Origin of the sequence: Nocardia harenae NBRC 108248, assembly GCF_001612885.1 — a bacterium.
Taxonomy (GTDB): domain Bacteria; phylum Actinomycetota; class Actinomycetes; order Mycobacteriales; family Mycobacteriaceae; genus Nocardia; species Nocardia harenae.
The window spans coordinates 519342-541419 of the sequence record NZ_BDBH01000004.1; the positions used below are offsets into that span (position 1 = coordinate 519342).

Sequence of the window (22078 nt, forward strand, 5' to 3'; positions counted from 1 at the left end):
GACAATGGCGATGACACCGAGCGACGACGGCTTCCACCCCGTCGTCCGCGAGCCCGAGCACTGGGCCGAGACGGCCTGGTTCGCGGCCGACGTTCCCGACGAGGACCTGGTCATCTGGTTCTACCCGCTCTTCCGTCCCGAGCTGGGGGTGATGTCCTGTGGCATCTACGTCTTCGGGCCGGGAACGGCCGAGCCGTGGGAGATGCAGTACTACCGGCAGGTGTGGCAGCAGGCGATCCCGCCCGAGGCGAAGGGCCCGTGCGAGCTGCGCCTGCCCAACAGCCTGAGCTACGAGGTGCTCGAGCCGCTGCGCCGCTACCGGCTGCGCTACGACGACGCCGGGGAATTCAGCGCCGACCTGACCTTCACCGCGCTGCACGACCCGCACGAGCTCGGGGTCGGCGGCGGCATCGGGCACATCGACCAGTTCGGCCGGCTGCGGGGCACGGTCGAGCTCCGCGGTCGCACGATCGCGGTCGACAGCATCGAGATGCGCGACCGCACCTGGGGGCCGCGGCGGGAGCTGAAGCAGAAGACCCGGCTCGGCTACAGCTACGGCGCCGACCGGGACGGCCGCGGTTTCCACTGCTCGGTGCGGTTCGACGCCGAGGACACCTCCCGGTTCATGACCGGGTTCTTCCTCGCCGACGGCGCGACGACCGAGCTGCTCGACGCCGAGCGCACCGTCGAACGCGATGCCGCGGGCCGCCCGGTCGCGGTGACCCTGCGGGTGCGCGACGCCGCGGGCGAGCACGAGATCACCGGCGTGGTACGCGGCCAGATGACGCTCTACACCAGCCCCTACGTCGTCTTCGTCTCGTCGGTGCGCTGGACCCTGCCGGACGGCGGCACCGCCTACGGCGAGGACCAGGACACCTGGTCGCCGGGGCGGCTGCGCGCCTACCGCCGTGCGGAGGGCTTCACCGCGCCCTAGGTGATAATGACCGCGACGAGGTGACAGAAACGAAGGGGAGAGCCGGTGACCGTTCAGTGGCTACGCGGATAACGAATTCCGCGAACGAATCGCGACGCAAACAGCAGATCGTGGCGACGGCGATCGATCTCTTCCACAGCAAGGGGTACCGGGAGACCTCCCTGGGTGATATCGCGGAGGTCATCGGCTTCACCAAGCCCGCGATCTACTACTACTTCAAGGGCAAGGAAGACATTCTCTTCGAGATCGTCGACTCGAATGTCGACGCCGCGCTCTCCAGAATTCGTGCCATTTCCGGGCGCGGCGGCTCGCCCGCCGAGCGGCTCTACGATCTGCTGGTCGCCAATACCGTGGCCGTGCTCGGGAATCTCAAACCCAACACGATCTTCTACAGCTCGCGCGGGATGCTCTCGCCCGAGCGGGAGCACGACATCCGCCAACGCGAGCGCGAATACACGCGCGTGGTCCGCGATCTGTACGCCGAGGGCGTCGCGGCCGGCGAGCTGCTCGACGTGGATCCGGCCGTCGCCACGTCGACGCTGCTCGGCGCCTCGATCTGGTCCTACACGTGGTTCGACCCGGAGGGGCGGCTGCCCCGGGACCGGGTCGCCGAGGAGATCGCGCGGCTGCTGATGTCCGGGTTCCGGCGCTGATCCCCGGCGCGGCGGGCCTGCGCCGCGCGGCGCAGGCCCGCCCGATGCGCGGCGCCGGTCACAGCCCCAGTGAGCGCCCGATGATGTCCTTCATGACCTCGGTGGTGCCTGCGTAGATGGTCTGGATGCGGCTGTCGATCCAGGCCCGCGCGATCGGGTACTCCGCCATGTACCCGTAGCCGCCGTGCAGCTGGACGCCGCGGTCGACGATCCGCTGGCACAGCTCGGTGGTCCACCACTTGCCCTGCGCGGCCTCGGTCGCGGTGAGCTCGCCCGCCACGAAGGCCAGGATCATCCGGTCGACGTAGGCCTGGGCGATCTCGGTCTCGGTCTTCATCTCCGCGAGCACGAAGCGGTTGTGCTGGAAGCTGCCGACCGGCTGTCCGAAGGCCCGGCGCTCGGTGGCGTAGGCGAGCGTCAGCTCGTAGGCCCGGCGAGCCTGGGCGGCGGCCTGGACGGTGACCGCGAGCCGCTCCTGCACCAGGTGGCTCATCATGACGTAGAAGCCGCGGTTCTCCGCGCCGAGCAGGTTCCCGGCGGGCACCCGCACCCCGTCGAAGAAGAGCTCGGCGGTGTCCGCCGCGTGCTGGCCCACCTTCACCAGCTTGGCGCCGCGGGAGAAGCCGGGGCGGTCGGCCTCGACGACCAGCAGCGAGATCCCCCTGCGCCCCGCGGCGGGGTCGGTCTTGACCGCCACCACCACCAGGTCGGCGTTCAGACCGTTGGTGATGAAGGTCTTCGACCCCGTGATCACGTACTCGTCGCCGGTCCTGATCGCGGTGGTGGCGATCCCCGCGACATCCGAGCCCGCGCCCGGCTCGGTCATCGCCAGCGCCAGGATCGTCTCCCCGGTGACCACGCCGGGGAGCCAGCGCTTCGCCTGCTCGGGGGTGCAGTTGTGCAGCAGGTAGGGCAGCGCGATATCGGCCTGCAGCGACAGCCCGAGCCCGGCCGTCAGCACATCGGCGGCGGCCAGCTCCTCGGCGAGGATCGCGTTGTACCGGAAGTCCTCGATGCCGCCGCCCCCGTACTCCTCGGGCGCGGCCACGCCGAGCAGCCCGAGCTCGCCCGCGGCCAGGAAGAGGTCCCGATCGACGGCGCCCTGCCGCTCCCACCGCTCGCGGTGCGGGACGACGTGCTTGGCGACGAAGCGCCGCACGCTCTCCCGGTACTCCTGGTGCTCGGCCTCGAACAGTTGCCGTTCCATCGGTCTCCTCGAATATTTACTTACCGTTAAGTCGAATGGTAGCATCGGTGGCAATTCAGCGGCCACCGTGGCGGATAGGGGTTCTTGGTGTTCGAATCAGTGCTGATCGCCAATCGAGGCGAGATCGCGTGCCGGCTGATCCGGGCGTGCCGGGAACTCGGGGTGCGCACGGTGGCCGTCTACTCCGAGGCCGACCGGGATGCTCCGCACGTCCGCCTCGCCGACGAGGCGCACCTGCTCGGCCCCGCGGTCGCGAGCGAGAGTTACCTCGATGTCGCGCGGATTCTCCGGGTGGCGCGGGAGGCGGGCGCCGAGGCGATCCACCCCGGCTACGGATTCCTCTCGGAGAACGCCGAATTCGCCCGTGCCGTGGCAGACGCCGGGCTGGCGTTCGTCGGGCCCCCGGCCGCGGCCATCGAGTCGATGGGGGACAAGCTGTCCGCCCGCGAGGTCGCGGGCAAGGCGGGCGTCCCCGTCGTTCCCGGCACCACCAGCCCGGTCACCGACGCCGCGGAGGCCATCGCCTTCGGCGCCGAGCACGGGTATCCGGTGGCGGTGAAGGCCATGTTCGGCGGGGGCGGCCGCGGCATGAAGATCGTCACCGATGCCGCCGCGATGGCGGAGGCCCTGGAGAGCGCGCAGCGTGAGGCGGCGGCGTCGTTCGGGCGCGGCGAGTGCTACCTCGAGCGCTATCTGGAGCGGCCCCGCCACATCGAGGTGCAGATCCTGGCCGATACCGACGGCACCGTCATCCACCTGGGCGACCGGGACTGCTCGCTGCAACGCCGTCATCAGAAGCTCATCGAGGAGGCACCCGCGCCGGGCCTGGCCCCGGCGGTGCGCGCCGCCATCGCGCGGGCCGCGGTGGAGGTGTCGCGGGCCATGGGCTACGTCAACGCGGGCACCTGCGAATTCCTGCTCGACGCCGACGGCGAGACGTTCTACTTCCTGGAGATGAACACCCGGCTGCAGGTCGAGCACCCGGTGACCGAACTGATCACCGGCGTCGACCTGGTGCACGCTCAGCTGCGGATCGCCGCGGGCGCGGGAATGGGGCTGACCCAGGACGACATCCGCCCCCGCGGCCACGCCATCGAGGCGCGGATCAACGCCGAGGACCCGCACCGGGGTTTCGTCCCGACCCCGGGGACCATCGTCGATCTCGCCCCGCCGCTGGGGCCCGGCGTCCGCTTCGACGTCGCCGCACGGGCCGGGTACGAGGTGCCGCCGTACTACGACTCGCTGATCGGCAAGCTGGTGGTGTGGGCGGCGGACCGCGACACCGCCATCGCCCGCCTGCGGCTCGCCCTCGACGAACTCGTCATCACCGGCATCCCGACCACGACGCCGTTTCACCGGCTCGCCGTGCGCCACCCGCAGTTCGCCGCGGTCGAGCACTCCACCGTCTCCGTCGAGCGGGAATGGGAGCTGAGCGGGCTGCCCGCGCACGACACCGGCGATCGAGAAAGTGAGCAGTCCATGGTTTCCAGCAGCCCGCAGCGGCGGTCCGTCCGCGACGTCGAACTGACGATCGGCGGCCGCGCCACCTACGTGACGGTGTACGGCGCCGCGGCGGCGCCGCCCGAGCCCGCGGCGCAGACCCGGCGGCAGCGGGAGCGGGCCGACCGGGCCGCCGATCCGGTGCACGCCGGCCCCGAACTCACCGCCCCGATGCAGGGCACGGTGGTCAAGGTGGCGGTCGCCGACCGCGATCCGGTGACCGCGGGCGACCTGATCTGCATCCTGGAGGCGATGAAGATGGAGAACCACATCGTCGCCCATCGGGACGGGGTGGTCACCGTGCACCGGCACCCCGGCGATGCGGTGGAGAAGGACACGGTGCTCGCGGTCATCCAGGACTGACGACACGACGGTGCCTGCCGGGAATCCCGGCAGGCACCGTCGTGCCGGGATATCACACCGGCGATCTGCTCAGCACGGCGCCGGAGCCGATGTTCATCAGCCCGCTGACCACGACGACATTGTCCGCCTTCGCGATCTGGCGCGGCCCGGCGCGCCCCTGGACCTGCAGGGTGGCCTCGACCCAGTGCCCCATGCCGTGCAGCCTGCCCTCGCTCAGGTTGCCGCCGTGGGTGTTGATCGGGAACTCGCCCTCGATGTCGATCCGGCCGCCCTGGATGAACTCGTACGCCTCGCCCTCGCCGCAGAAGCCGAGTCCCTCCAGCCAGAAGTAGACGTCGGGCGCCCAGCCGTCGTAGAGCATGGCGGCGTCGATGTCGGCGGGGCGCAACCCCGATGTGCTCCACAGCCCCCGGCCGATCGTCTCCGCGGTGTGGGTCATCTGTTCGAACATGCGCGGGCCGATCCCGCTCACGAGTCCGCTGATCGAGCGCGGCTCCAGCCCCTTCTTGATGCCGGACTGCCCGAGCCCGGTGATGTAGGCGGGCGGGTTCGGCAGCTCCCCGGCGAGGTCTGCTCTGGTCATGACGATGGCGGCGACGCCGTCGACCGGGATGTCGCAGTCGAACAGGCACATCGGATCGGCGATCATCCGCGCGTTCATGTACTCCTCGACCGTCAGCGGGGTGTCGCGGAAGAACGCGTTGGGGTTGAGATTGGCGCCCCTGCGCTGGGCGACCGCGAGCGTCGCCAGGTGCTCGCGTTTCGCGCCGTAGCGCTTCATGTAGCGCATGTAGGCGGGGGCGAACTCGGCGATCGCGCTCGATTTGCCGTACGGCAGGGTGTAGGCCAGATTCCCCGGCGCCTCGACGTCGCTCTCGATCGGCTGGTAGCTGCCGCCCGCCACGAACGACATGGCCCGCCAGACCACGGCGTAGTCGCAGCGGTTGTGCGCGAGCGCGTGCGCGGCCTGCTCGATCGCCGTGCTCACATTGCCGTTCTGGGTCTCGGCCCACCACCGGATATTGCGGAAGCCGAGGTTGTGCACGAGCCAGCCGACGCTGACGAACTGGGTGCCGTCGGTGGGGCCCTCCGGGAACTGCGGGAAGGTCGCGGCGCCGTCGACGTCGTCGAGCTCGATGCCCGCGTCCCGGACGGCGGCGAGCACGGCGTCCTTGGCGAGCAGGCCGAGCGGCCGGGTGAGCCTGCGGCCCACCTCGGAGTAGCCGACGCCGACGATCGCGACCGGGTTGTCAGGGCTGAACATCGTCGTCTCCTCGCAAGCGGAACTGCAGCAGCACCTGGTCGCCGCGCGGCTCGAAGTCCGCGACGACCGGGAGGTCGATGTCGAGGGCGTCGAAGTCGTACTCGCCGACCAGGTTGGTCACCAGCACCAGCGAGGGCTGCTCCTCGAGGGCGACGGAGACGAGCACGTACGGCACGTCGCCGGCGAACGCGGCCACCCAGGTCTGGTGCACCGCGGTGAAGGCGTAGATCGTGCCCCGGCCGGAGACCTGGGTCCAGGCGAACTCCTCGCCGAGGCACTCCGGGCAGAGCATCCGCCGCCGCTGGCTGTACCAGCCGCAGGAGGTGCAGCGCGAGAGCACCACCCGGTGCTCGCGCAGGGCGTCCCAGTAGGGCCGGTCGGCCTCGGTGGGGATCGGGATCGGTTTTTCCAGGCTTGTCATGTACTGCCTACTCGATGTCGTCGGCCGGTCAGGACGGCCGCGTGTACAGGCTCTTGCCGCCGCAGACGTAGAGCAGCTGCCCGGTGGTCGAGCCGCCCGCGGGCCCCGCGAAGTAGGACACCGCCCAGGCGACGTCCTCGGGCTTGCCGATGACGCCGGTGGGCTGGGCGGCGAGCAGCCGCTCCATGACCTCGGGGGTCTCGTTGCGGATCAGGGGGGTGTCGATCAGCCCGGGTGCGATCGCGTTGACGGTGATCCCGTAGCGGGCCAGCTCGATGGCGGTGGAGCGGGTGAAGGAGACCACCCCGCCCTTGGACGCCGCGTACGCGGACTGCCCGAACCAGCCGAGCCAGGCCCTGGAGGCGATATTGACGATGCGGCCGGAGCGCCTGCCGATCATGCCGCGGGCCGCGGCGCGCGAGCAGTTCATCACCCCGGTCAGGTTGACCGCGATGGTGCGGTTCCAGTCCTCGTCGGTCAGCTTGCGGAGCGCCCCGTTGATGCTGATGCCCGCGTTGTTGACCAGGATGTCGAGCGGGCCGTAGCGCTCCTCGGCGGCCGCCACCATCGCGTCGGCGTCGGTGGCCGAGGTGATGTCGGCGGCGGCCGCGGCGGCGGTGTGCCCCGCCGCGGTGAGCGCGGCCGCGGCGCGCTCGGCGCCGTCGGCGGAGCGGTCCGCGATGGTGACGGCGGCGCCCTGCGCGGCGAGTTCGGTGGCGATGGCGAGCCCGATGCCCTGGGCCGCGCCGGTGACGACGGCGGTCTTTCCCCGGAGATTCACGATGCTGGTCCTCTCACACGCTCAGGCTGGACAGCAGGCTGGATCCGCCGCAGCAGAACAGGACCTGCCCGGTGATGTAGCTGCTGCGGGGGTCGGCGAGGAAGGCCGCCGTCGCCGCGACGTCCTCGGTGGCGACGGGTTCGGGCAGCAGGCCGCGCACGTCGTCGGCCGCGGGGTCGCCGGGCGCGATCAGGTTCACCCGTACCTGCCGTGGCGCCAGCTCGAGGGCGAGGCTGCGCACCGCCGAGGCGAGCGCCCCGGCGATCGCGGCCGCCTCCGCCCGCTGCGCGCTGCCGAGCTGGTCGCGGCTGCCGATCACGACGATCGCGCCACCGCCGCCTGCGGCGTCCCGGAAGCGCCAGCGCCGCGCGCCGTCGAGCAACCGCCCCACGACCCCGCTGTCGGCCCGGCCGCCGGCGAGCCCGGCGTCCACGACGACGGCGTCGACCGCGCTGTCGCGGTCCGCGGTGACCTCCCACCCCGACTCGAGCAGCTGTGCCGACACGATCTCGGTGAGCGGTGTCGGTTCGGATTCGATGCGTACGACGGGCATGTCAGGCCTCCGCGGTGAGGATGTGGACGGAGCAGGCGCCGTTGTCGACGCCGAAGATGCCGCCGCCGGTGGTGTGGGTCAGCGCGACCTGCGCACCGGGCACCTGGAGGTCGCCGGCGGCGCCGATGAGCTGCCAGTAGGACTCGGCGAGCTGGCTGACGCCGGTGGCGCCGACCGGGTGGCCGCGGGAGAGCAGGCCGCCGCTCGGGCTGACCGCCACCCGGCCGTCGACGGCGAACTCGCCGTTCGCCACCGCCCGGTACGCCTTGCCGCGCTCGGCCAGCCCGAGCGCCTCGGTGTGCAGGAACTCGGCGATGGCGAAGGCGTCGTGCAGCTCGACCAGGTCGAGATCGGCCGGGGTGATCCCGGACATGGCGTAGGCCGCCTCCGCGGCGCGAGCGGTGATGTCGGGCCAGGTCATGTCGCGGAAGGAGGTGTGGAACTGTCCCGATCGGACCACGCTGGCGGCGACCCTGGCCGTCGGCCTGCCCAGTTCCCTGGCGAAGTCCTCGCTGCACAGCAGCACCGCCGCCGCGCCGTCGCTGTTCGGGCAGCAGTGGAACAGGTGCAGCGGATCGGCGATCGGGCGCGACTGCTCGACCTGCTCCGCGGTGACCGCGGCGCGCAGGTGCGCGCGCGAGTTGCGGGCGCCGTTGCCGCGGTTCTTGACCGCCACATTGGTCAGGTCGGCGACGGTGGCGCCGGTTTCGGAGAGGTAGCGCTGGGCGCGCATGGCGTAGGTCGCGGGCATCACGACGCCCTGGTCGATCTCGATATCGGCGGTGGTGAGCGGCAGCGTCCCGCCGCCGAAGGCGGAGAGGTTCTCCACGCCGACCACGAGCACGCAGTCGTAGACGCCTGCGGCGACGCCCTGCCACGCCAGGTGCACGGCGGATCCGCCGCTGGCGCAGGCGTTCTCGACGGTGAACACCGGCTGGCCGGAGACCCCGACGCGCTGCAGGATGCGCTGCGCGACGAGCGAGCCGCCGTAGACCGAGCCGACGAATCCGGCCTGCACCGCCTCCGGCGCGACGCCGGTGTCGGCGAGCAGCGCCGCCGCCGCCGAGATGCCGAGGTCGGCTGCGGACATGTCCCGGTGCTTGCCGAAGGGGTGCACGGCGGCGCCGGCGATATAGACGTTCTTCACTGCTGGCCACCTTCGGTCGGGGCGTTGATGTCGTGGGGAAGCGGGCGGGCCACGTAGGAGAGGAGCGTGGTGCCGTTCCGGTCGCCGATCTCGCCGAGCTCGAGCCGCACGGTCGTGTCCGGGGTGAGCGCCGCGTCGGCGGCGGTGTGCGCGAGCAGCCGGACCCCGTCGATATCGACGTAGCTCAGCACATAGGGCGCGGGGAATCCCGGCGGGCCGACCCGGACGACGGTGGAGGCGTAGGCCACCCCGGTCGGACCGCTCTCGATGTCGGCGACGTCGGTTCCGGCGCAGTGCGAGCAGATCGACACCGGCGGGAACCAGCGGCTGTGGCAGGTGTGGCACTCGGTGATCCGCAGCCGCACGCCGCCGTCGTCGTGGGTGAAGTAGGCACCGGCCACGACTTCGGTGGCGGGAGTGGAAGATTCGGTCTCGGTGGACATCAGTGACCTCCGTAGGCAGGGTCGCGTCGTTCGGTGAAGGCCAGGCGCCCCTCGGCCCGGTCCGCGGTATCGCGCAGCAGCCCCCACATCGCCTGCTCCATCGCGATGGCGTGGCTGAGCGGGAGGTCGTAGCTGCGCTGGGCGAGGCTGCTGATCGCGCGGACCGAGAGCGGGCCGTTGGCCGCGATCCGGCGGGCCAGCCCGAGCGCCGCCTCCAGCAGGTCGTCCGGCTCGTACACGTCGCTGACCAGCCCGACGCGCAGCGCCTCGGCGGCGTCGATCCGGTCGCCGGTGAGCAGCATCTTCATCGCCACCGCGGGCGGGACGGCGCGCAGCAGGCGGGACAGCCCGCCGACCGCGGGCAGGCTCGCCCAGCGGGCCTCCGGCAGCGAGAAGGTCGCGTTGCTGGACGCGATCCGCAGATCGCAGTCGAGCGCGATCTCCAGCCCGCCGCCCGCGGCGTGGCCGTTGATCGCGGCGATCAGCGGTTTGCCGACGGCGATCTGGCTGAGCGTGATCGCCCGGACGTATCCGCCGTCGGCCACTCCCTGCTCCCAGGGGGCGAGCAGCGCCGCCGCGAAGGGCGCGCCCTCCGGGGGTGTGCGGCGCAGGTCGGAGCCGGCGCAGAACGCGCGCCGCCCCGCCCCCGTGAGGACGGCGACCGCGAGCGAGCTGTCGTCGCGGAACTCCTCGAGGGCGTGGCGCAGCAGCACCATCGAATCCGGGTCGAGGGCGTTGTGCACCTCCTCCCGATCGAGCCGGACGACCAGGATCGCGCCGTCTCGTTCCGTGGTGACGCCCGGGCGTGGTGACTCGCCGGTATCGGACATCGGAATTCTCCTATCGGGTGCTCTCGGATGGTTCTGCGACGTTAACCAACGAGTTGGTTGAAAGTCAACGAGCCTGGTAGAGCGTGAATGCGCCGCCAACCAAACGGTTGACACTCAATTAACTAGTTGGTTAGTCTATGCGGCACCCGCTCGACGAGGAGAACCGGCCGGTGCTCCAGGCCCCGGTTCGTCGCCCGATCGCGGCCCTCAGCCCTGTGCAGCGAGCACGAAAGGAACGACATGCCGCACGACCATTCCGCTCCACCGACCGCGGCGGCGCCGCCCGTCCCGCGAGCCGCGCCGTGAGCGGGCTGCGGCCGCTGGCCGGGCTGCGCGTGGCCGAGCTGGACCATTCGCCTGCGCTCGCCGTGTGCGGCATGTACCTCGCCGGGCTCGGCGCGGAGCTCACCGATTTCGCCGCCGCGGAGCGCGGGGCCGACTCCGCCCTCGCCGATTACCTCGGTGCGGACAAGCGCGCCGCGGCCGAGCCGTTCGACCCGCGCGAGGCGGGCGCCTACGACATCCTGCTGTGCACCCGCCCGCCTGCCGAGCTGCCCGCGCACGTGATCGCCGTCGTGGTGTCGCCCTTCGGCCGCACCGGGCCGCGGGCCGGGTGGCAGGGCGGCGACTTCCTGGCCCAGGCCGCCTCCGGGCTGATGAGCCTGATCGGCGACGCGGACGACGCGCCGCTCGCCATGGGCGGACACCAGATCGAATACACCGCGGGAGTCGCCGCGTTCACCGCGACCATGGTGGCGCTGCGCGCCCGCGACCGCGACGGGCTCGGACAGATCGTGGAGACCTCGCTGTTCGAGACCGCCGCCTACATCGAGTGGAAGGGGCGGATGTACCAGCAGGCGGGGAACGAACTGCGGCGCGGAGACCGCTCCGGCCCGATCGTCACGCGGTGCGCGGACGGGTACTTCGGCTTCTACTACCGGGAGATCGATTGGCCTGCGATCCTGCGGGTCTTCGGCTCCGCGCGGCTGTCCGATCCCCGCTTCGCCACCCACGCCGACCGGAGCGCCAACCAGGACGAGCTGATCGCGGTGCTCGACGAGCTCTCCCGCGACCTCCGCCGCGACGAGCTGTACCGCAGGCTGCAGGCCGAGCGGGTGCCGGTCGGGCCGGTCTTCGACGCCGCCGACCTGCTCGGCTCGCCGCAGTACGCGGAGCGCGCCTTCTTCACGCCGCTCGGCGGCGACGGGGTCCGGCCGGAGTTGCCGGTGACCTTCAACGGCGCGCGCAGCGCCGGGCCGCCCGCCCTTCCCCCGCACCGACCGAACGACTCCGTCCGAGGGGAGACCTCCGAATGACGCTTCCGCTGGCCGGCGTCCGCGTCCTCGACCTGGGGATCATCACCGCGGGCGCCGCCTCGTCGCAGGTGCTCGCCGACTTCGGCGCCGATGTGATCAAGGTCGAGTCCACCACCTATACCGACCCGTTCCGCAACTGGACCCAGGTGACCGGCGGCGGATCGAGGGACCTCAACGCCAGCCCGGCCTTCCACGCGGTGAACCGGGGCAAGCGCGGCATCGCCGTCGACCTGAAGACCGGCGCGGGCCGCGAGCTCTTCCTCGCGCTGGTCGAGGAGGCCGACATCGTGGTGGAGAACTTCCGCCGCGGCGTCCTCGAACGGCTCGGTATCGGGTTCGACCGGCTGCGCGCGGTCAACTCGCGGATCGTGCTGCTCTCGCTGAGCAGCCAGGGTTCGACCGGCCCGGAGCGCGACTACATCTCCTTCGGCTCGACGCTGGAGGGCATCGGCGGGCTGATGTCGCTCACCGGCTATGCCGAGGACCGGCCGGTCTGGACCGGCAACAACATCAACTACCCGGACCAGCTGGTCTCGGTGATCGCCCCCGGGCTGGCGCTGGCCGGGCTCCGGCTGCGGGACTCGACCGGGATCGCGGTGCACGTCGACCATGCCCAGCGCGAAGCGGTGACCAGCGCGATGGGGGAGGAGATCGTGCGCGCGAGCCGGGGACTGCCCCGCCCGCCGCGCGGATCGAACTCCAACCCCGCCTGCGCGCCCTGGGGTGTCTACCCGGCGGCGGGCGACGACCGGTGGATCGCCGTCGCCGTGGCCACGGACCGGCAGTGGCGCGCGCTGTGCGCGGTGCTCGGCCTGCCGCACCTGGCCGACGACGCCCGGTACGCGACCACGGCGGATCGGATCGCCGCGCGCGCCGAGCTCGATCGGTTGCTCGCCGCTGCCTGCCGGAACCGGGACAAGGTCGCCCTCGCCGAGGAGCTGCAGGCGGCGGGGGTGCCCGCGGCGCCGGTGCTCACCCCCGGTGAGGTGCTCGCCGACGCGCAGCTGGCGGCGCTGGGGTTCCCGCAGCGCACCCCGGGCGGCACCCTGCTGCACCGCGGCTTCGCGGCCCGGCTCTCCCGGACCCCCGCCGCCGTGCGCCGCCGGGCCCCACGGCTCGGCGAACACACCGCCGAGGTGCTGCGGGAGGTGCTCGTCCTGGACGAGGATCGAATCGAGCACCTGCGCGCGGCGGACGCGATCTTCTGCGATCCCGGCGCCGCGGCCGTGCCCGCCGAAGCGTCCCCCGATACCGAAGACCTTCCCGCACGAGAGGCCGCTCAACGATGACCGCCACCGTCTCGAATCCCGTCGGCACCGTCGGCAACAGGTTCCCGGAGTTCCGGCCCGAGGAGCAGTACCGGATGCTCATCGGCGACGACTGGGTGGCCGCGGCCGACGGCGCGACCTTCCGCTGCTTCGACCCCTTCGACGACCGGGAGTGGGGCCACGTGCCGCTGGCCGGGGAGTACGACGTCGCGCGCGCCGTCGCCGCGGCCCGCGCCGCCTTCGAGGGCTGGGCGACGACGCCTGCGCTGCAGCGCGCGCTGATCCTGCAGCGGTGGGCGCAGCTGATCCGGGACAACGTGGAGGCGCTCGCGCGGTTGCAGGTGCACGAGAACGGCAAGACGATCACCGAGATGCGCGGCGCGAGCGAGTTCCTCGCGATGACCGCCGACTACTTCGCGCAACTCGCGCTCGGGCCGGTCGGGCTCACGATCGAGCCCGAGGTGCCCGGGCACGAGGCGTGGACGCTGCGGCAGCCGATCGGGGTGGTCGCCGCGATCGCCCCGTGGAACAACCCGCTCGGCCTGCTGTCCTGGAAACTGTTCCCCGCGCTGGCCGCGGGCAACACCGTCGTCGTGAAGCCCTCCGAGGTCACTCCGGCCTCGACGCTGCTGCTCGCCCGGCTCGGCCGGGAGGCGGGGCTGCCGCCGGGGACGGTCAACGTCGTCACCGGTGCCGGGGCCACCGGTGCCGCGCTCGTCGAATCGCCCGGGATCGACAAGATCGCCTTCACCGGGTCGAGCGCGACCGGCGCGCGGATCGCCCGCAGCGCCGCGGCGCGGTTCGTGCGCACCACGCTCGAGCTCGGCGGCAAGGGCGCGCAGCTGGTCTTCGCCGACGCCGATCTCGACGCGGCGACCTCGTCGCTGGTCAACGGGATCGTCGCCGGAACGGGGCAGGCGTGCAACGCCGGTTCCCGGGTGCTGGTGCACGACGACGTCCACGACGAGGTGGTCGAGGCGCTGTGCCGGAAGCTCGGCGAGGTCAGGATCGGCGACCCGCTCGATCCCGAGTCGGTGATCGGTCCGCTGGCCTCGCGTCCGCAGTACGAGAAGGTGACCGGGTATCTCGACATCGCCGCGGCGGAGGGTTCCGAGCTGCTCTTCGGTGGACGGCGCGGGAGCGAGATCGACGGCATCGAGTCGGGGCGGTTCGTGGAGCCGACCCTGTACGCGACGCCGGAACCGTCGTCGCGCATCCGCCGGGAGGAGATCTTCGGCCCGGTCGGCGGGGTGATCCGGTTCCGCGACGACGACGAGGCGATGCGCATCGCCAACGAGACGCGGTTCGGCCTCGTCGCCGGGCTGTGGACCACCGATGTGTCCCGCGCGCACCGGCTCGCGCGGCGCCTGGAGTCCGGCGTGGTCTGGATCAACACCTGGCGCGCGTTCAGCAACAACGTGCCCTTCGGCGGGGTGAAGAGCAGCGGCGTCGGCCGCGAGATCGGCCCGGACGCGCTGCGCGAGTACACCGAGACCAAGTCGATCTGGCTCGGGCTGTGACCGCGCGGGCCGAAGGCGCGGCGGCGCTCGCCGAGGCGGGCGGGCCCGCGCTGACGCGCTGGTTCACCGATCGGCTCTGGTCGGAGATCGGCGGGGGCGCACCCCTGCCGGGTGCCGTCACCGTCACCGGGGACGGCGACCTCGGCACCCCGTTCCCGCTGCTCGACCTCGCGGCGGCGAGCTTCGCCGTCACCGGTGCGGCCGTCGCGGAGCTGCTCCGCGCGGCGGGGCACGACGCGCCCGCGGTGGCGGTGGATCGGCTCTCCGCTGGCACCTGGTTCGACGTTCCGCTGGCGCCGACCCGCTACGCCGACGCCCCGGAGCCGCACGGGGTGCACTCGGGGTGGATGGCGGAGTTCCGCACCGCGGACGCGCGCTGGATTCGCGTGCAGGCCTCCTTCCCGACGCTGCGCCGCAGGCTCTGCGCGGCGCTCGGCGTGCGCGAGGATCCGGACGAGATCGGCCGCGCGCTGGGCGAGCTGGCGGCCGAGGACGCCGAGCGGCGGATCACCGCGGCGGGAGCCGCGGCGGCGGTCGGCCGCTCCCTGGCGGAGTGGCGGCACAGCCCGCAGGGCAGCGCGGTCGCGTGGGAGCCCTTCGCCGCCGGGCGGACCACGCTGACCCGCACCGCGCGGTGGACGCCGCATCCGGAGCGGCCCCTGCTCGGCGTCCGGGTACTCGACATGACCCGGATCGTGGCCGGTCCGATGGCCACCCGGATGCTGGCGGCGCTCGGGGCCGAGGTACTGCGGATCGACCCGCCCGACGGCGACGAGGTCGCCATGATGGGCCCCACCGACATCTGCCTCGGCAAGCGGTGGGCACTGCTCGATGCCAGAACCCCGGAGGGGCGGCAGCGCTACCGCGAACTGCTCGCCTCGGCCGATGTGCTCGTGCACGGCTACCGGCCTGGCGCGGTGGACGGCCTCGGCTTCGACGAGCAGGCGCGCGCCGAGATCAGCCCCGGGCTGGTCGAGGTGACGCTGGACGCCTTCGGCTGGACCGGCCCGCTGCGCGGGCGGCGCGGCTTCGACACCATCGTGCAGTTCGCCTCCGGGCTGGCCGACGAATTCGCCCGGTGGGGGAGCGCCGATCCCGGACGGCTGCCGCTGAATTCGCTCGGGCACCGGGTGGACGGATCCCGGCCCCGGATTCTGCCGATCGAGATCCTCGACTTCGCGACGGGCTACGCGATGGCGGCGGCGGCGATCGCCGGGCTGCGCAGGCAACTGACGGAAGGAACGGGATCGATCACGAAACTCTCGCTCGCGCGCACCGCGGGGCTGCTCACCGAGCCGCGATTCACCCCGGCGGCCGGGTTCGTGGAGCTGCCCTTCGCGGCGGCCGAGCGGCCGCGGGTCCGGGAGATGAACCGGCGGCCGTCGCGCCGTCTCGAATTCCCGGTGCGGCTCGAGGGAGTCGAGCTGTTCTGGGACCGGCCCGCCGAGAATCCGGGTTCGTCGGCCGCGCGCTGGGCCACCACCCGCCCGGACCGCTGAAGCCGGGCACGCACAATGGTTCCGAGACGTTCGGCCGCCGCGGCAGGCACCCCGCCGCCGGGTAACCTCGGCGCGGTGAGCGCTCCGAAGTCACCGGCGAACGACGATCAGGCCAGTCGCAAGGATCGAATCCTGCGCGCCGCGGCCGAGGAGTTCGCCGACAAGGGCGAGGCCGCGGTGCGCATCGATGAGATCGCGCGCCGCAGCGGAGTCAACAAGCAACTCATCTACTACTACTTCGGCTCCAAGGCGGAGCTCTACGCCGCGGTCCTGCAGATGATGGTGGAGAACAACGTCGCCATGTGGGAGGAGACGGCGAAGTCGAACCTGATGGCGGGCGTCCGGCGGCTGCTGGCCGCCAAGGACGACGACGACATCGCGTGGTCCCGCCTGCTCGCCTGGGAGGGCATCGAGTACGGGGGGTCGCGCGGTGACGAGAAGATCGTGCTGCAGAGCCGCCGCACCAAGGCCTACTCCGGGGTGACCGAGCTGTTCCGGCGCGCGCAGTCGGCGGGCGAGCTGGCCCCGCAGCTCGATGCCGAGATGCTGACCGTCGTCTGGTCGCTGCTGAACATGAGCCAGACCCTGCTGCCGCAGGTGGTCGAGATGGTCACCGGGCTGGATCCGGCCGGCGCGGAGTACGCCGAGCGGGTGCGCGCCTTCTGCCTGACGCTCGTCGAGCACCTCGGCCCTGGTGGTACCGCACCCGAGTGACCCGGCTCGCACCGCGCCCGCTACGGCCGCAGTCCGTCCAGGATGATGGCGACGACCCGGTGCGCGACGTCGGGGGTGTGGTTGCGCACCGCTTGGCAGGCCACGATGATCGCCTTGGCCTCCCGCAGGGTGAGGTCCGCGCGCACCGTTCCGGCCTGCTGCGCCGCGGCGAGCAGTTCGGCGAGCAACTCCATGAACTGCGCTTCGGCCTGCGGCACGACATCGCTGTCGGCGCCCGCACCCGCGATGGCCTGAGCCAGCCCCTGGTCGGCGGCGCCCCACTCCAGCGCCATCGCGCGGATGAAGCCGGCCAGCGCGGCACCGGGCGAGCCGGTCTCCAGCAGGGCTCGACCGGCGGCGACGATCTGACCGAGACGATGGGCGATGACAGCCGCGAAGAGCGCGTCCTTGGTGGGAAAGTGCCGGTAGACGGTGCCCGCGCCGACCCCGGCGCGCCGAGCGATCTCATCGATCGGCACCGCCGACCCGATCTCGGCGAAAGCCTGGTATGCGTTCTCCAGCACCGCCTCCCGATTCCGGACGGCGTCGGCACGCAGGGGTCGGGCACTGTCCGCCACGGGGATTTCACCTCCTGTGCGCGACCCCACCTGAAAACGGGGCGCGCGTTCCGTATAGTGGTCGGTAGAAGCGGAGCAAGCGCTCCGAATACCGATTCTACGGAGGAGAGCCTTCATGGCGAAGTGGACCACCACCGATATTCCCGACCAGACCGGGCGCACCGCCATCGTCACCGGTGCGAACTCCGGGCTCGGCTTCGAGACCGCCACCGCGCTCGCCGCCAAGGGCGCTCGCGTGGTGCTGGCAGTGCGGGACCTCGACAAGGGTAAGGCCGCCGCGGAACGCATCATCGCCGACACGCCCGCCGCGCGGGTCGAGCTGCAGCGGCTGGATCTCGGCTCGCTGGCCCAGGTCAGGGCCGCCGCCGAGGAGCTGAAGGCCGCCCATCCCCGCATCGACCTGCTGGTGAACAACGCCGGGGTGATGTACCCGCCCAAGCAGTACACCGCGGACGGCTTCGAGCTGCAGTTCGGCACCAACCACCTCGGCCACTTCGCGCTGACCGGGTTGCTGCTCGAGCACCTGCTGCCGGTGCACGGCTCGCGCGTGGTGACCGTCAGCAGCGTCGGGCACCGGATCCGCGCGTCGATCCACTTCGACGACCTGAACCTGGACAAGAAGTACAGCAAGCTCGAGGGGTACGGGCAGTCGAAGCTCGCGAACCTGCTGTTCACCTACGAGTTGCAGCGCCGCCTGGCCGCCGCGGGCCAGGACACGGCCGCGCTCGCCGCCCACCCGGGCGGCTCCAACACCGATCTGGGCAGGCACCTGCCTGCGGTGATCCGGGTACCGGCGATGCAGCTGTTCTCCCAGTCCGCCGCGATGGGTGCGCTGCCGACCCTGCGCGCCGGCACCGACCCGGCGGCCCGCGGTGGGCAGTACTACGGCCCCGGCGGCGTCGGCGGGCTGAGCGGCCACCCGGTGCTCGCCGAATCGAGCAAGCAGTCGCACGACACCGAGATCGCGCGCCGGCTGTGGGAGGTCTCCGAGGATCTCACCGGCGTCTCCTACAGCCTGAACTGACCGAGCCTACGAGAACAGGACTATGATGCGCATCGTCATCTTCGGCGCCACCGGCATGGTGGGCCAGGGCGTCCTGGAGGCCTGCCTGCGGGCGGACGCGGTCACCGAGGTCCTGGTGATCGGCCGCTCGCCGACCGGACGCAGCCACACCAAGCTGCGGGAGATCCGGCACGAGGACTTCACCGACTTCGGCCCCATCGCCGATCAGCTGACCGGGTGGGACGCCTGCCTGTTCTGCCTCGGCGTCTCGGCGCTCGGCATGAGCGAGGCCGACTACCGGGCGATCACCGTCGACTACACCCTCGCCGCGGCGCGCGCGCTGCTCGCCGCCAACCCCGAGCTCACCTTCTGCTACGTCTCCGGCGCGGGCACCGACGGCACCGGCAAGACCCGGATGATGTGGGCGCGGGTCAAGGGCGAACTCGAGAACACCCTGATGGAGATGTCGCCGAACGCCTACATGTTCCGGCCGGCGTTCATCGTGCCGCTGCAGGGAACCAAGGCCAAGACCAAGGCCTATGTGGCGCTCTACCGGGTCGTCACCCCGCTCTATCCGCTGCTGCGCCGGCTCGCACCCCGCCACGTCACGACGAGCCTGCGGCTGGGCGAGGCGATGATCCAGATCATCCGCGACGGCGCGCCCGAGCGGGTCCTGGAAACGGCCGACATCAACGCGGCCGCCGCGCGCGGGGATTGATCGCGCGCGGCGGCCCGCGCCTTCGGCCGCTCCTCGGGGAGGGGCGGACCGTGATGCCGACGACGGTGCCGACGCCGACGCTGGTCACTGAGATGTGCTGACCACCGTCGGCGTCGGCATGCGATTCGGGGCTATCGGGTGCACCGAGACAGCTCATTCACAACGTCGCCGTCGGCCGGCGAATCCGAGTGGCGGGAATCGAGCGGAGCTGCGGCGGAAAACCGGTGCTCGACGGGGGTCATGGCTAAATGAGTGGCACCATTGTGGTCGCCCGGCCATCGTCGAAAGTCATAAACGCGGACGCGGCAGGACGGGCACTACCTAGTTAACCTAGATAGCTTATTGACAGAGGAATTCTCTCGATCTAGATTGTCCTGGCCCCCGGTTCTGTGATCTCCGTCACGGGATTGCCGGGGCTTCGGCTCCGTCGAGAGAGAGAATCCCCGATGATCTTCCAACGCCGTGGACAGGGTTCGAGCGGCACCCGCGCCGGCCGGCTGGCCCTCGCCGCCCTGCTGCCGACCCTGGTCGTGATCGCCGCCTGCGGGGCCGAGGACTCCTCCTCCAGTCCGGGCGACGAGCCACCGACCGCCGCATTTCCGGATCTTCCCGCCACCGGAACACCGATCAAGATCGGCATCATCAATCCGGAGGGCGGCCCGACGGTGTCGCTGCCCGGAGCCAGGCAAGCCGCAGAAGCCGCGGTGCAGTACGCCAACGCGCATCTCGGCGGCATTGCCGGACATCGCATCGAAGCGGTGAATTGCGCGATGAAAGAGGATCCGGCGTCCACTCGCGATTGCGCCAACCGCATGGTCGAGCAGAAGGTCGCCGCCGTCGTCGTCACCGCATCGGCATTCGGCGACACGATGGTTCCGATCATCACCGGCGCCGGAATTCCCTACGTCGTGGCGAACGCGGCCAGCGCCGCGGAGATGACCACACCGGGGGCCTATTCGCTCACCGGCGGGTACCCCGGCACCCTGCAGTCGATGGCGGCTTACGCGGGGAACCGCGGTCACAAGAAGGTATCGCTCGTGGTGTTCGATTCCCCCGCCTCGGTCGCCACCGCGAACAGCCTGGGCAGAGCGGCCTTCGAGGCGCGGGGGATCGAGCTGCGGGTGATTCCCATCCCGCCCGGCACCCCCGACGCGACTCCGCAGGTCAGCTCGGCGATCGGGGATGACGCCGACGCGGTCGCCGTCGCGACCGACCCGACGGTGTGCACCTCGGTGCTGAAGGCGCTCGACACACTCGGCGCCACCCAGGAGAAGCTGCTGATCTCGCCGTGCAGCGATGCCTCCACCGTCGAGGCCGTCGGCGACGCGATCGAGGGTGCCAGCGTGTTCTCCAGTGCCGATGTCTCCTCCGACGACCCCGAGGCGGTGCTCTACCGCGACGTGCTCGACAGGTACGCCGGCGGCGCCGAGATCGGCGGCGCCTCCTACGCGGGTTACCAGGGCATGCTCGGCGTGGTCCGGGCATCGCAGGCCCTCGCCGGGGAGCCGAGCGCCGCGGCGGTCGGCGCCGCCATCGCGGCGGCACGGAACGTGCCGCTGCCGCTCGGGCACGGCATCTCCTTCTCCTGCGACGGATCGGTCCCCGGCCTTCCCACGATCTGCAGCCTCTCCCAGGTGCGGGTCACGATGCGGGACGGGAAGCCGGCCGACCCGGAGGTCACCGAGTAGCGCCGGCGCCGCCCGGCGTCACCATCCCGGCCAACGGGTCCGGTCGCGGTGGCTCCGTGTCACCACCCGCGTCCCCGTTGGCGGGCTCCGATCTCCGGAGTCATCGAGGTTCTTGTCGTGCTGCACGCACTGAATTCCCCGCGCAGCAGGCGAACCGCTGCGCTGTGGCAGGCGGTGGCATTCCCTGCCGTCGCCGTCCTGGCGCCGGCGGTGGCCGCCGCCCCGGCCAGGGCCGACGAGGTCGCGCCCGGCGGCGACGCTCAGCACATCTATGTGGCGGGGGCGCTGTCCGACGCGGTCGTCGGTCTGAACGTTCGCCCCGACGGCCCCCGGTGATCGCCGGTCGCGCCGCTCCCACCGGGTACGGTTCGCTCAGTGTGGTCGCCGCTCCGAGCGGCGACCACGTGTACGTCGGGCTCACGGTCGGAGCCGGTATCGCCGCGTTCGCCGTGAACCCGGAGGGCACACTGGCCGACCTCCCCGGCTCGCCGGTCGCGACCGCGGGCCCGACCGCGACCCTCGCGGTGGCGCCCGACGGCAAGCACCTGTACGGCACCACCACCGACGGGCTGCGCGGTGGAGTCAGCACCTACGAGATCGGGCCCGGCGGCCTGCCCGGTCCGGCCGTCGCCTTCGCCGAACTCGACTCCACCAGCCACTTCGGCATGTTGACGATCGCGCCGGACGGCCGCAATCTCTACCTCGCGGACGGAGCGGGCAACCAGATCGTGCAGCTGCCGGTGGATGGGAACGGTATCGCGCGACCGGGCGGGCAGCGCATCCCCGCCGGTGGTATGCCGGTCAGCCCCGGGGTCACCCCGGACGGCAGATTTCTCTTCTCGCCCAACGAGAGCGGAACGGTCTCCGTCTACCGGATCGCCGCGGACGGCGTGCTGACCGAAGTCCCCGGTTCGCCGTTCCGGACCGGCATCATCCCGCACGGGGTGACGTTCAGCCCGGATTCCACCCGCGCCTACGTGCCGCACGCCATCCTGAACACGATCGCGGGCTACGCCATCGGCCCCGACGGCGGGCTCACGCCGCTGCCCGGCTCACCCTATGGCGGCATCCCGATCGATTCCTCCGGGCGCGCCCTGACCAGCCGGGACGGACGCAGGGTCTACATCATCGAGGTCGCCTCGTTCTCCGACCGCGGCTCCGCGCACGTGCGGACCTACGACGTGCTTCCGGACGGCGCCCTGCGCGAGTCGGAACGCGCGGTGGACACCGGGCTCATCTTCCCGGACGGGCCCTGCGCGGTGATCACGGGCCGACGATCCGCCGACGCGCGCGCCGGGCCGTTCGCCCTTCGGGGCAGGCCCGGCGCTGACCCGTGCCGGGCCGGGAGCGTGGCCCGCGGCCGGTCTCGGCAGCCGGGTGTTGCGCGTCCGGACGTGCGCCGTGGCGGAATGCGCAATGGCGTTCGCGCCCGCAGCCGACTGTAATGAGGTGACTGAATTATGTGTCGCCGCTCACAGTGGAACTGGGTCGTCGCAGCGTTCTGGCACTTCGACGATTTCCGCCTCGAGTTACCGCGGTCCGCTCCCATCATCGGACAGCAGACCCGAGAGATTCTCGCCGAACTCGGCTACTCCGCCGAGCGGATCAAGGCTCTCTACGAGAGCGGAACGGTCGCCGGACCGAAGATCCCGGCGGGATGGCAACACTGACCGACAGG

General features: G+C 71.7%; 22 protein-coding genes. 13 read left to right on the forward strand and 9 right to left on the reverse strand.

Annotation, left to right across the window (positions count from 1 at the left end; translation table 11 throughout):
• Positions 1-10: 10 nt before the first annotated feature.
• Together NH2_RS08520 and NH2_RS08525 are read left to right on the forward strand one after the other, a co-directional pair.
• A complete protein-coding gene (locus tag NH2_RS08520; RefSeq protein ID WP_067650842.1) occupies positions 11-934 on the forward strand; it encodes a DUF7064 domain-containing protein in 924 nt (307 codons plus the stop codon).
• A gap of 110 nt (positions 935-1044) precedes the next feature.
• Entirely contained in the window at positions 1045-1587 is a 543-nt protein-coding gene (locus tag NH2_RS08525; RefSeq protein WP_218021673.1) for a TetR/AcrR family transcriptional regulator, read from the forward strand.
• Between the two features lie 58 nt (positions 1588-1645).
• Here the strand turns inward: NH2_RS08525 and NH2_RS08530 are convergent, their stop codons facing one another.
• Positions 1646-2794 carry an acyl-CoA dehydrogenase family protein gene (locus NH2_RS08530; RefSeq protein ID WP_067650848.1) on the reverse strand — a complete coding sequence of 383 codons (1149 nt, stop codon included), beginning with the start codon at positions 2792-2794 and terminating at the stop codon, positions 1646-1648.
• A gap of 87 nt (positions 2795-2881) precedes the next feature.
• On the opposite strand from NH2_RS08530, the gene NH2_RS08535 reads away from it, so the two are divergent.
• Positions 2882-4657 (forward strand): acetyl/propionyl/methylcrotonyl-CoA carboxylase subunit alpha, encoded by a 1776-nt coding sequence (locus NH2_RS08535; RefSeq protein ID WP_067650851.1) that lies wholly within the window; start codon positions 2882-2884, stop codon positions 4655-4657.
• Between the two features lie 52 nt (positions 4658-4709).
• Here the strand turns inward: NH2_RS08535 and NH2_RS08540 are convergent, their stop codons facing one another.
• The 7 genes from NH2_RS08540 to NH2_RS08570 are packed head-to-tail and all read right to left on the reverse strand — an operon-like array spanning position 4710 to position 10096.
• Positions 4710-5921: a thiolase C-terminal domain-containing protein gene (locus tag NH2_RS08540; protein ID WP_067650853.1), complete on the reverse strand. Its 1212-nt coding sequence runs from the start codon at positions 5919-5921 to the stop codon at positions 4710-4712.
• Positions 5908-6342: a Zn-ribbon domain-containing OB-fold protein gene (locus NH2_RS08545; protein WP_067650856.1), complete on the reverse strand. Its 435-nt coding sequence runs from the start codon at positions 6340-6342 to the stop codon at positions 5908-5910. Before NH2_RS08545 ends, NH2_RS08540 begins: the two co-directional genes overlap by 14 nt.
• A 28-nt stretch (positions 6343-6370) precedes the next feature.
• On the reverse strand, positions 6371-7123 hold the full coding sequence (locus NH2_RS08550; protein ID WP_067650859.1) for an SDR family NAD(P)-dependent oxidoreductase: 753 nt from the start codon (positions 7121-7123) through the stop codon (positions 6371-6373).
• A gap of 13 nt (positions 7124-7136) precedes the next feature.
• The gene (locus NH2_RS08555) at positions 7137-7676 is read right to left on the reverse strand and encodes an SDR family oxidoreductase (protein ID WP_067650862.1); all 540 of its coding nucleotides are present in this window, start codon (positions 7674-7676) and stop codon (positions 7137-7139) included.
• A gap of 1 nt (position 7677) precedes the next feature.
• Positions 7678-8823, reverse strand: coding sequence for a thiolase family protein (locus NH2_RS08560; protein ID WP_084505336.1), 1146 nt, complete (start codon positions 8821-8823; stop codon positions 7678-7680).
• Positions 8820-9266: a Zn-ribbon domain-containing OB-fold protein gene (locus NH2_RS08565; protein ID WP_218021675.1), complete on the reverse strand. Its 447-nt coding sequence runs from the start codon at positions 9264-9266 to the stop codon at positions 8820-8822. Before NH2_RS08565 ends, NH2_RS08560 begins: the two co-directional genes overlap by 4 nt.
• Positions 9266-10096, reverse strand: a complete 831-nt coding sequence (locus NH2_RS08570; RefSeq protein WP_084505337.1) for an enoyl-CoA hydratase/isomerase family protein — start codon at positions 10094-10096, stop codon at positions 9266-9268. The genes NH2_RS08565 and NH2_RS08570 overlap by 1 nt, the downstream gene beginning before the upstream one ends.
• 302 nt (positions 10097-10398) lie before the next feature.
• Here NH2_RS08570 and NH2_RS08575 point away from each other — a divergent pair, with 302 nt between their 5' ends.
• The 5 genes from NH2_RS08575 (at position 10399) to NH2_RS08595 (ending at position 16413) form a co-directional block, all read left to right on the forward strand.
• Positions 10399-11412, forward strand: a complete 1014-nt coding sequence (locus tag NH2_RS08575; RefSeq protein ID WP_067650865.1) for a CoA transferase — start codon at positions 10399-10401, stop codon at positions 11410-11412.
• Positions 11409-12701, forward strand: a complete 1293-nt coding sequence (locus tag NH2_RS08580; RefSeq protein WP_067650868.1) for a CaiB/BaiF CoA transferase family protein — start codon at positions 11409-11411, stop codon at positions 12699-12701. The genes NH2_RS08575 and NH2_RS08580 overlap by 4 nt, the downstream gene beginning before the upstream one ends.
• A complete protein-coding gene (locus tag NH2_RS08585) occupies positions 12698-14200 on the forward strand; it encodes an aldehyde dehydrogenase family protein (RefSeq protein WP_067650872.1) in 1503 nt (500 codons plus the stop codon). Before NH2_RS08580 ends, NH2_RS08585 begins: the two co-directional genes overlap by 4 nt.
• Positions 14197-15699, forward strand: coding sequence for a CoA transferase (locus tag NH2_RS08590; protein WP_067650874.1), 1503 nt, complete (start codon positions 14197-14199; stop codon positions 15697-15699). The genes NH2_RS08585 and NH2_RS08590 overlap by 4 nt, the downstream gene beginning before the upstream one ends.
• Positions 15700-15774: 75 nt before the next feature.
• Complete coding sequence (locus tag NH2_RS08595; protein WP_067650877.1) at positions 15775-16413, forward strand: TetR/AcrR family transcriptional regulator; 639 nt, start codon at positions 15775-15777, stop codon at positions 16411-16413.
• Positions 16414-16433: 20 nt separating this feature from the next.
• Here the strand turns inward: NH2_RS08595 and NH2_RS08600 are convergent, their stop codons facing one another.
• Positions 16434-16991 (reverse strand): TetR/AcrR family transcriptional regulator, encoded by a 558-nt coding sequence (locus NH2_RS08600; protein WP_067650880.1) that lies wholly within the window; start codon positions 16989-16991, stop codon positions 16434-16436.
• Positions 16992-17106: 115 nt separating this feature from the next.
• Between NH2_RS08600 and NH2_RS08605 the strand changes: the two genes are divergently transcribed.
• From NH2_RS08605 to NH2_RS08625, 5 genes are all read left to right on the forward strand, one after another.
• Positions 17107-18015: an SDR family NAD(P)-dependent oxidoreductase gene (locus NH2_RS08605; protein WP_067650882.1), complete on the forward strand. Its 909-nt coding sequence runs from the start codon at positions 17107-17109 to the stop codon at positions 18013-18015.
• A 22-nt stretch (positions 18016-18037) separates the two neighbouring features.
• Entirely contained in the window at positions 18038-18712 is a 675-nt protein-coding gene (locus NH2_RS08610) for an NAD-dependent epimerase/dehydratase family protein (RefSeq protein WP_245650476.1), read from the forward strand.
• A 446-nt stretch (positions 18713-19158) separates the two neighbouring features.
• A complete protein-coding gene (locus NH2_RS08615; protein WP_218021676.1) occupies positions 19159-20400 on the forward strand; it encodes an ABC transporter substrate-binding protein in 1242 nt (413 codons plus the stop codon).
• A gap of 117 nt (positions 20401-20517) precedes the next feature.
• Positions 20518-20736 (forward strand): hypothetical protein, encoded by a 219-nt coding sequence (locus tag NH2_RS28635; protein WP_067650885.1) that lies wholly within the window; start codon positions 20518-20520, stop codon positions 20734-20736.
• A gap of 41 nt (positions 20737-20777) precedes the next feature.
• Positions 20778-21845, forward strand: a complete 1068-nt coding sequence (locus NH2_RS08625; RefSeq protein WP_169811464.1) for a lactonase family protein — start codon at positions 20778-20780, stop codon at positions 21843-21845.
• Positions 21846-22078 lie beyond the last annotated feature (233 nt).

What these genes read in the sequence shown, in the direction of transcription:
- NH2_RS08520 (WP_067650842.1), top strand. Translation starts at nt 11, where the DNA reads ATGACACCGAGCGACGACGGCTTCCACCCCGTCGTCCGCGAGCCCGAG.
- NH2_RS08530 (WP_067650848.1), bottom strand. Translation starts at nt 2,794, where the DNA reads ATGGAACGGCAACTGTTCGAGGCCGAGCACCAGGAGTACCGGGAGAGC.
- NH2_RS08540 (WP_067650853.1), bottom strand. Translation starts at nt 5,921, where the DNA reads ATGTTCAGCCCTGACAACCCGGTCGCGATCGTCGGCGTCGGCTACTCC.
- NH2_RS08545 (WP_067650856.1), bottom strand. Translation starts at nt 6,342, where the DNA reads ATGACAAGCCTGGAAAAACCGATCCCGATCCCCACCGAGGCCGACCGG.
- NH2_RS08555 (WP_067650862.1), bottom strand. Translation starts at nt 7,676, where the DNA reads ATGCCCGTCGTACGCATCGAATCCGAACCGACACCGCTCACCGAGATC.
- NH2_RS08565 (WP_218021675.1), bottom strand. Translation starts at nt 9,266, where the DNA reads ATGTCCACCGAGACCGAATCTTCCACTCCCGCCACCGAAGTCGTGGCC.
- NH2_RS08570 (WP_084505337.1), bottom strand. Translation starts at nt 10,096, where the DNA reads ATGTCCGATACCGGCGAGTCACCACGCCCGGGCGTCACCACGGAACGA.
- NH2_RS08580 (WP_067650868.1), top strand. Translation starts at nt 11,409, where the DNA reads ATGACGCTTCCGCTGGCCGGCGTCCGCGTCCTCGACCTGGGGATCATC.
- NH2_RS08585 (WP_067650872.1), top strand. Translation starts at nt 12,698, where the DNA reads ATGACCGCCACCGTCTCGAATCCCGTCGGCACCGTCGGCAACAGGTTC.
- NH2_RS08605 (WP_067650882.1), top strand. Translation starts at nt 17,107, where the DNA reads ATGGCGAAGTGGACCACCACCGATATTCCCGACCAGACCGGGCGCACC.
- NH2_RS08610 (WP_245650476.1), top strand. Translation starts at nt 18,038, where the DNA reads ATGATGCGCATCGTCATCTTCGGCGCCACCGGCATGGTGGGCCAGGGC.
- NH2_RS08615 (WP_218021676.1), top strand. Translation starts at nt 19,159, where the DNA reads ATGATCTTCCAACGCCGTGGACAGGGTTCGAGCGGCACCCGCGCCGGC.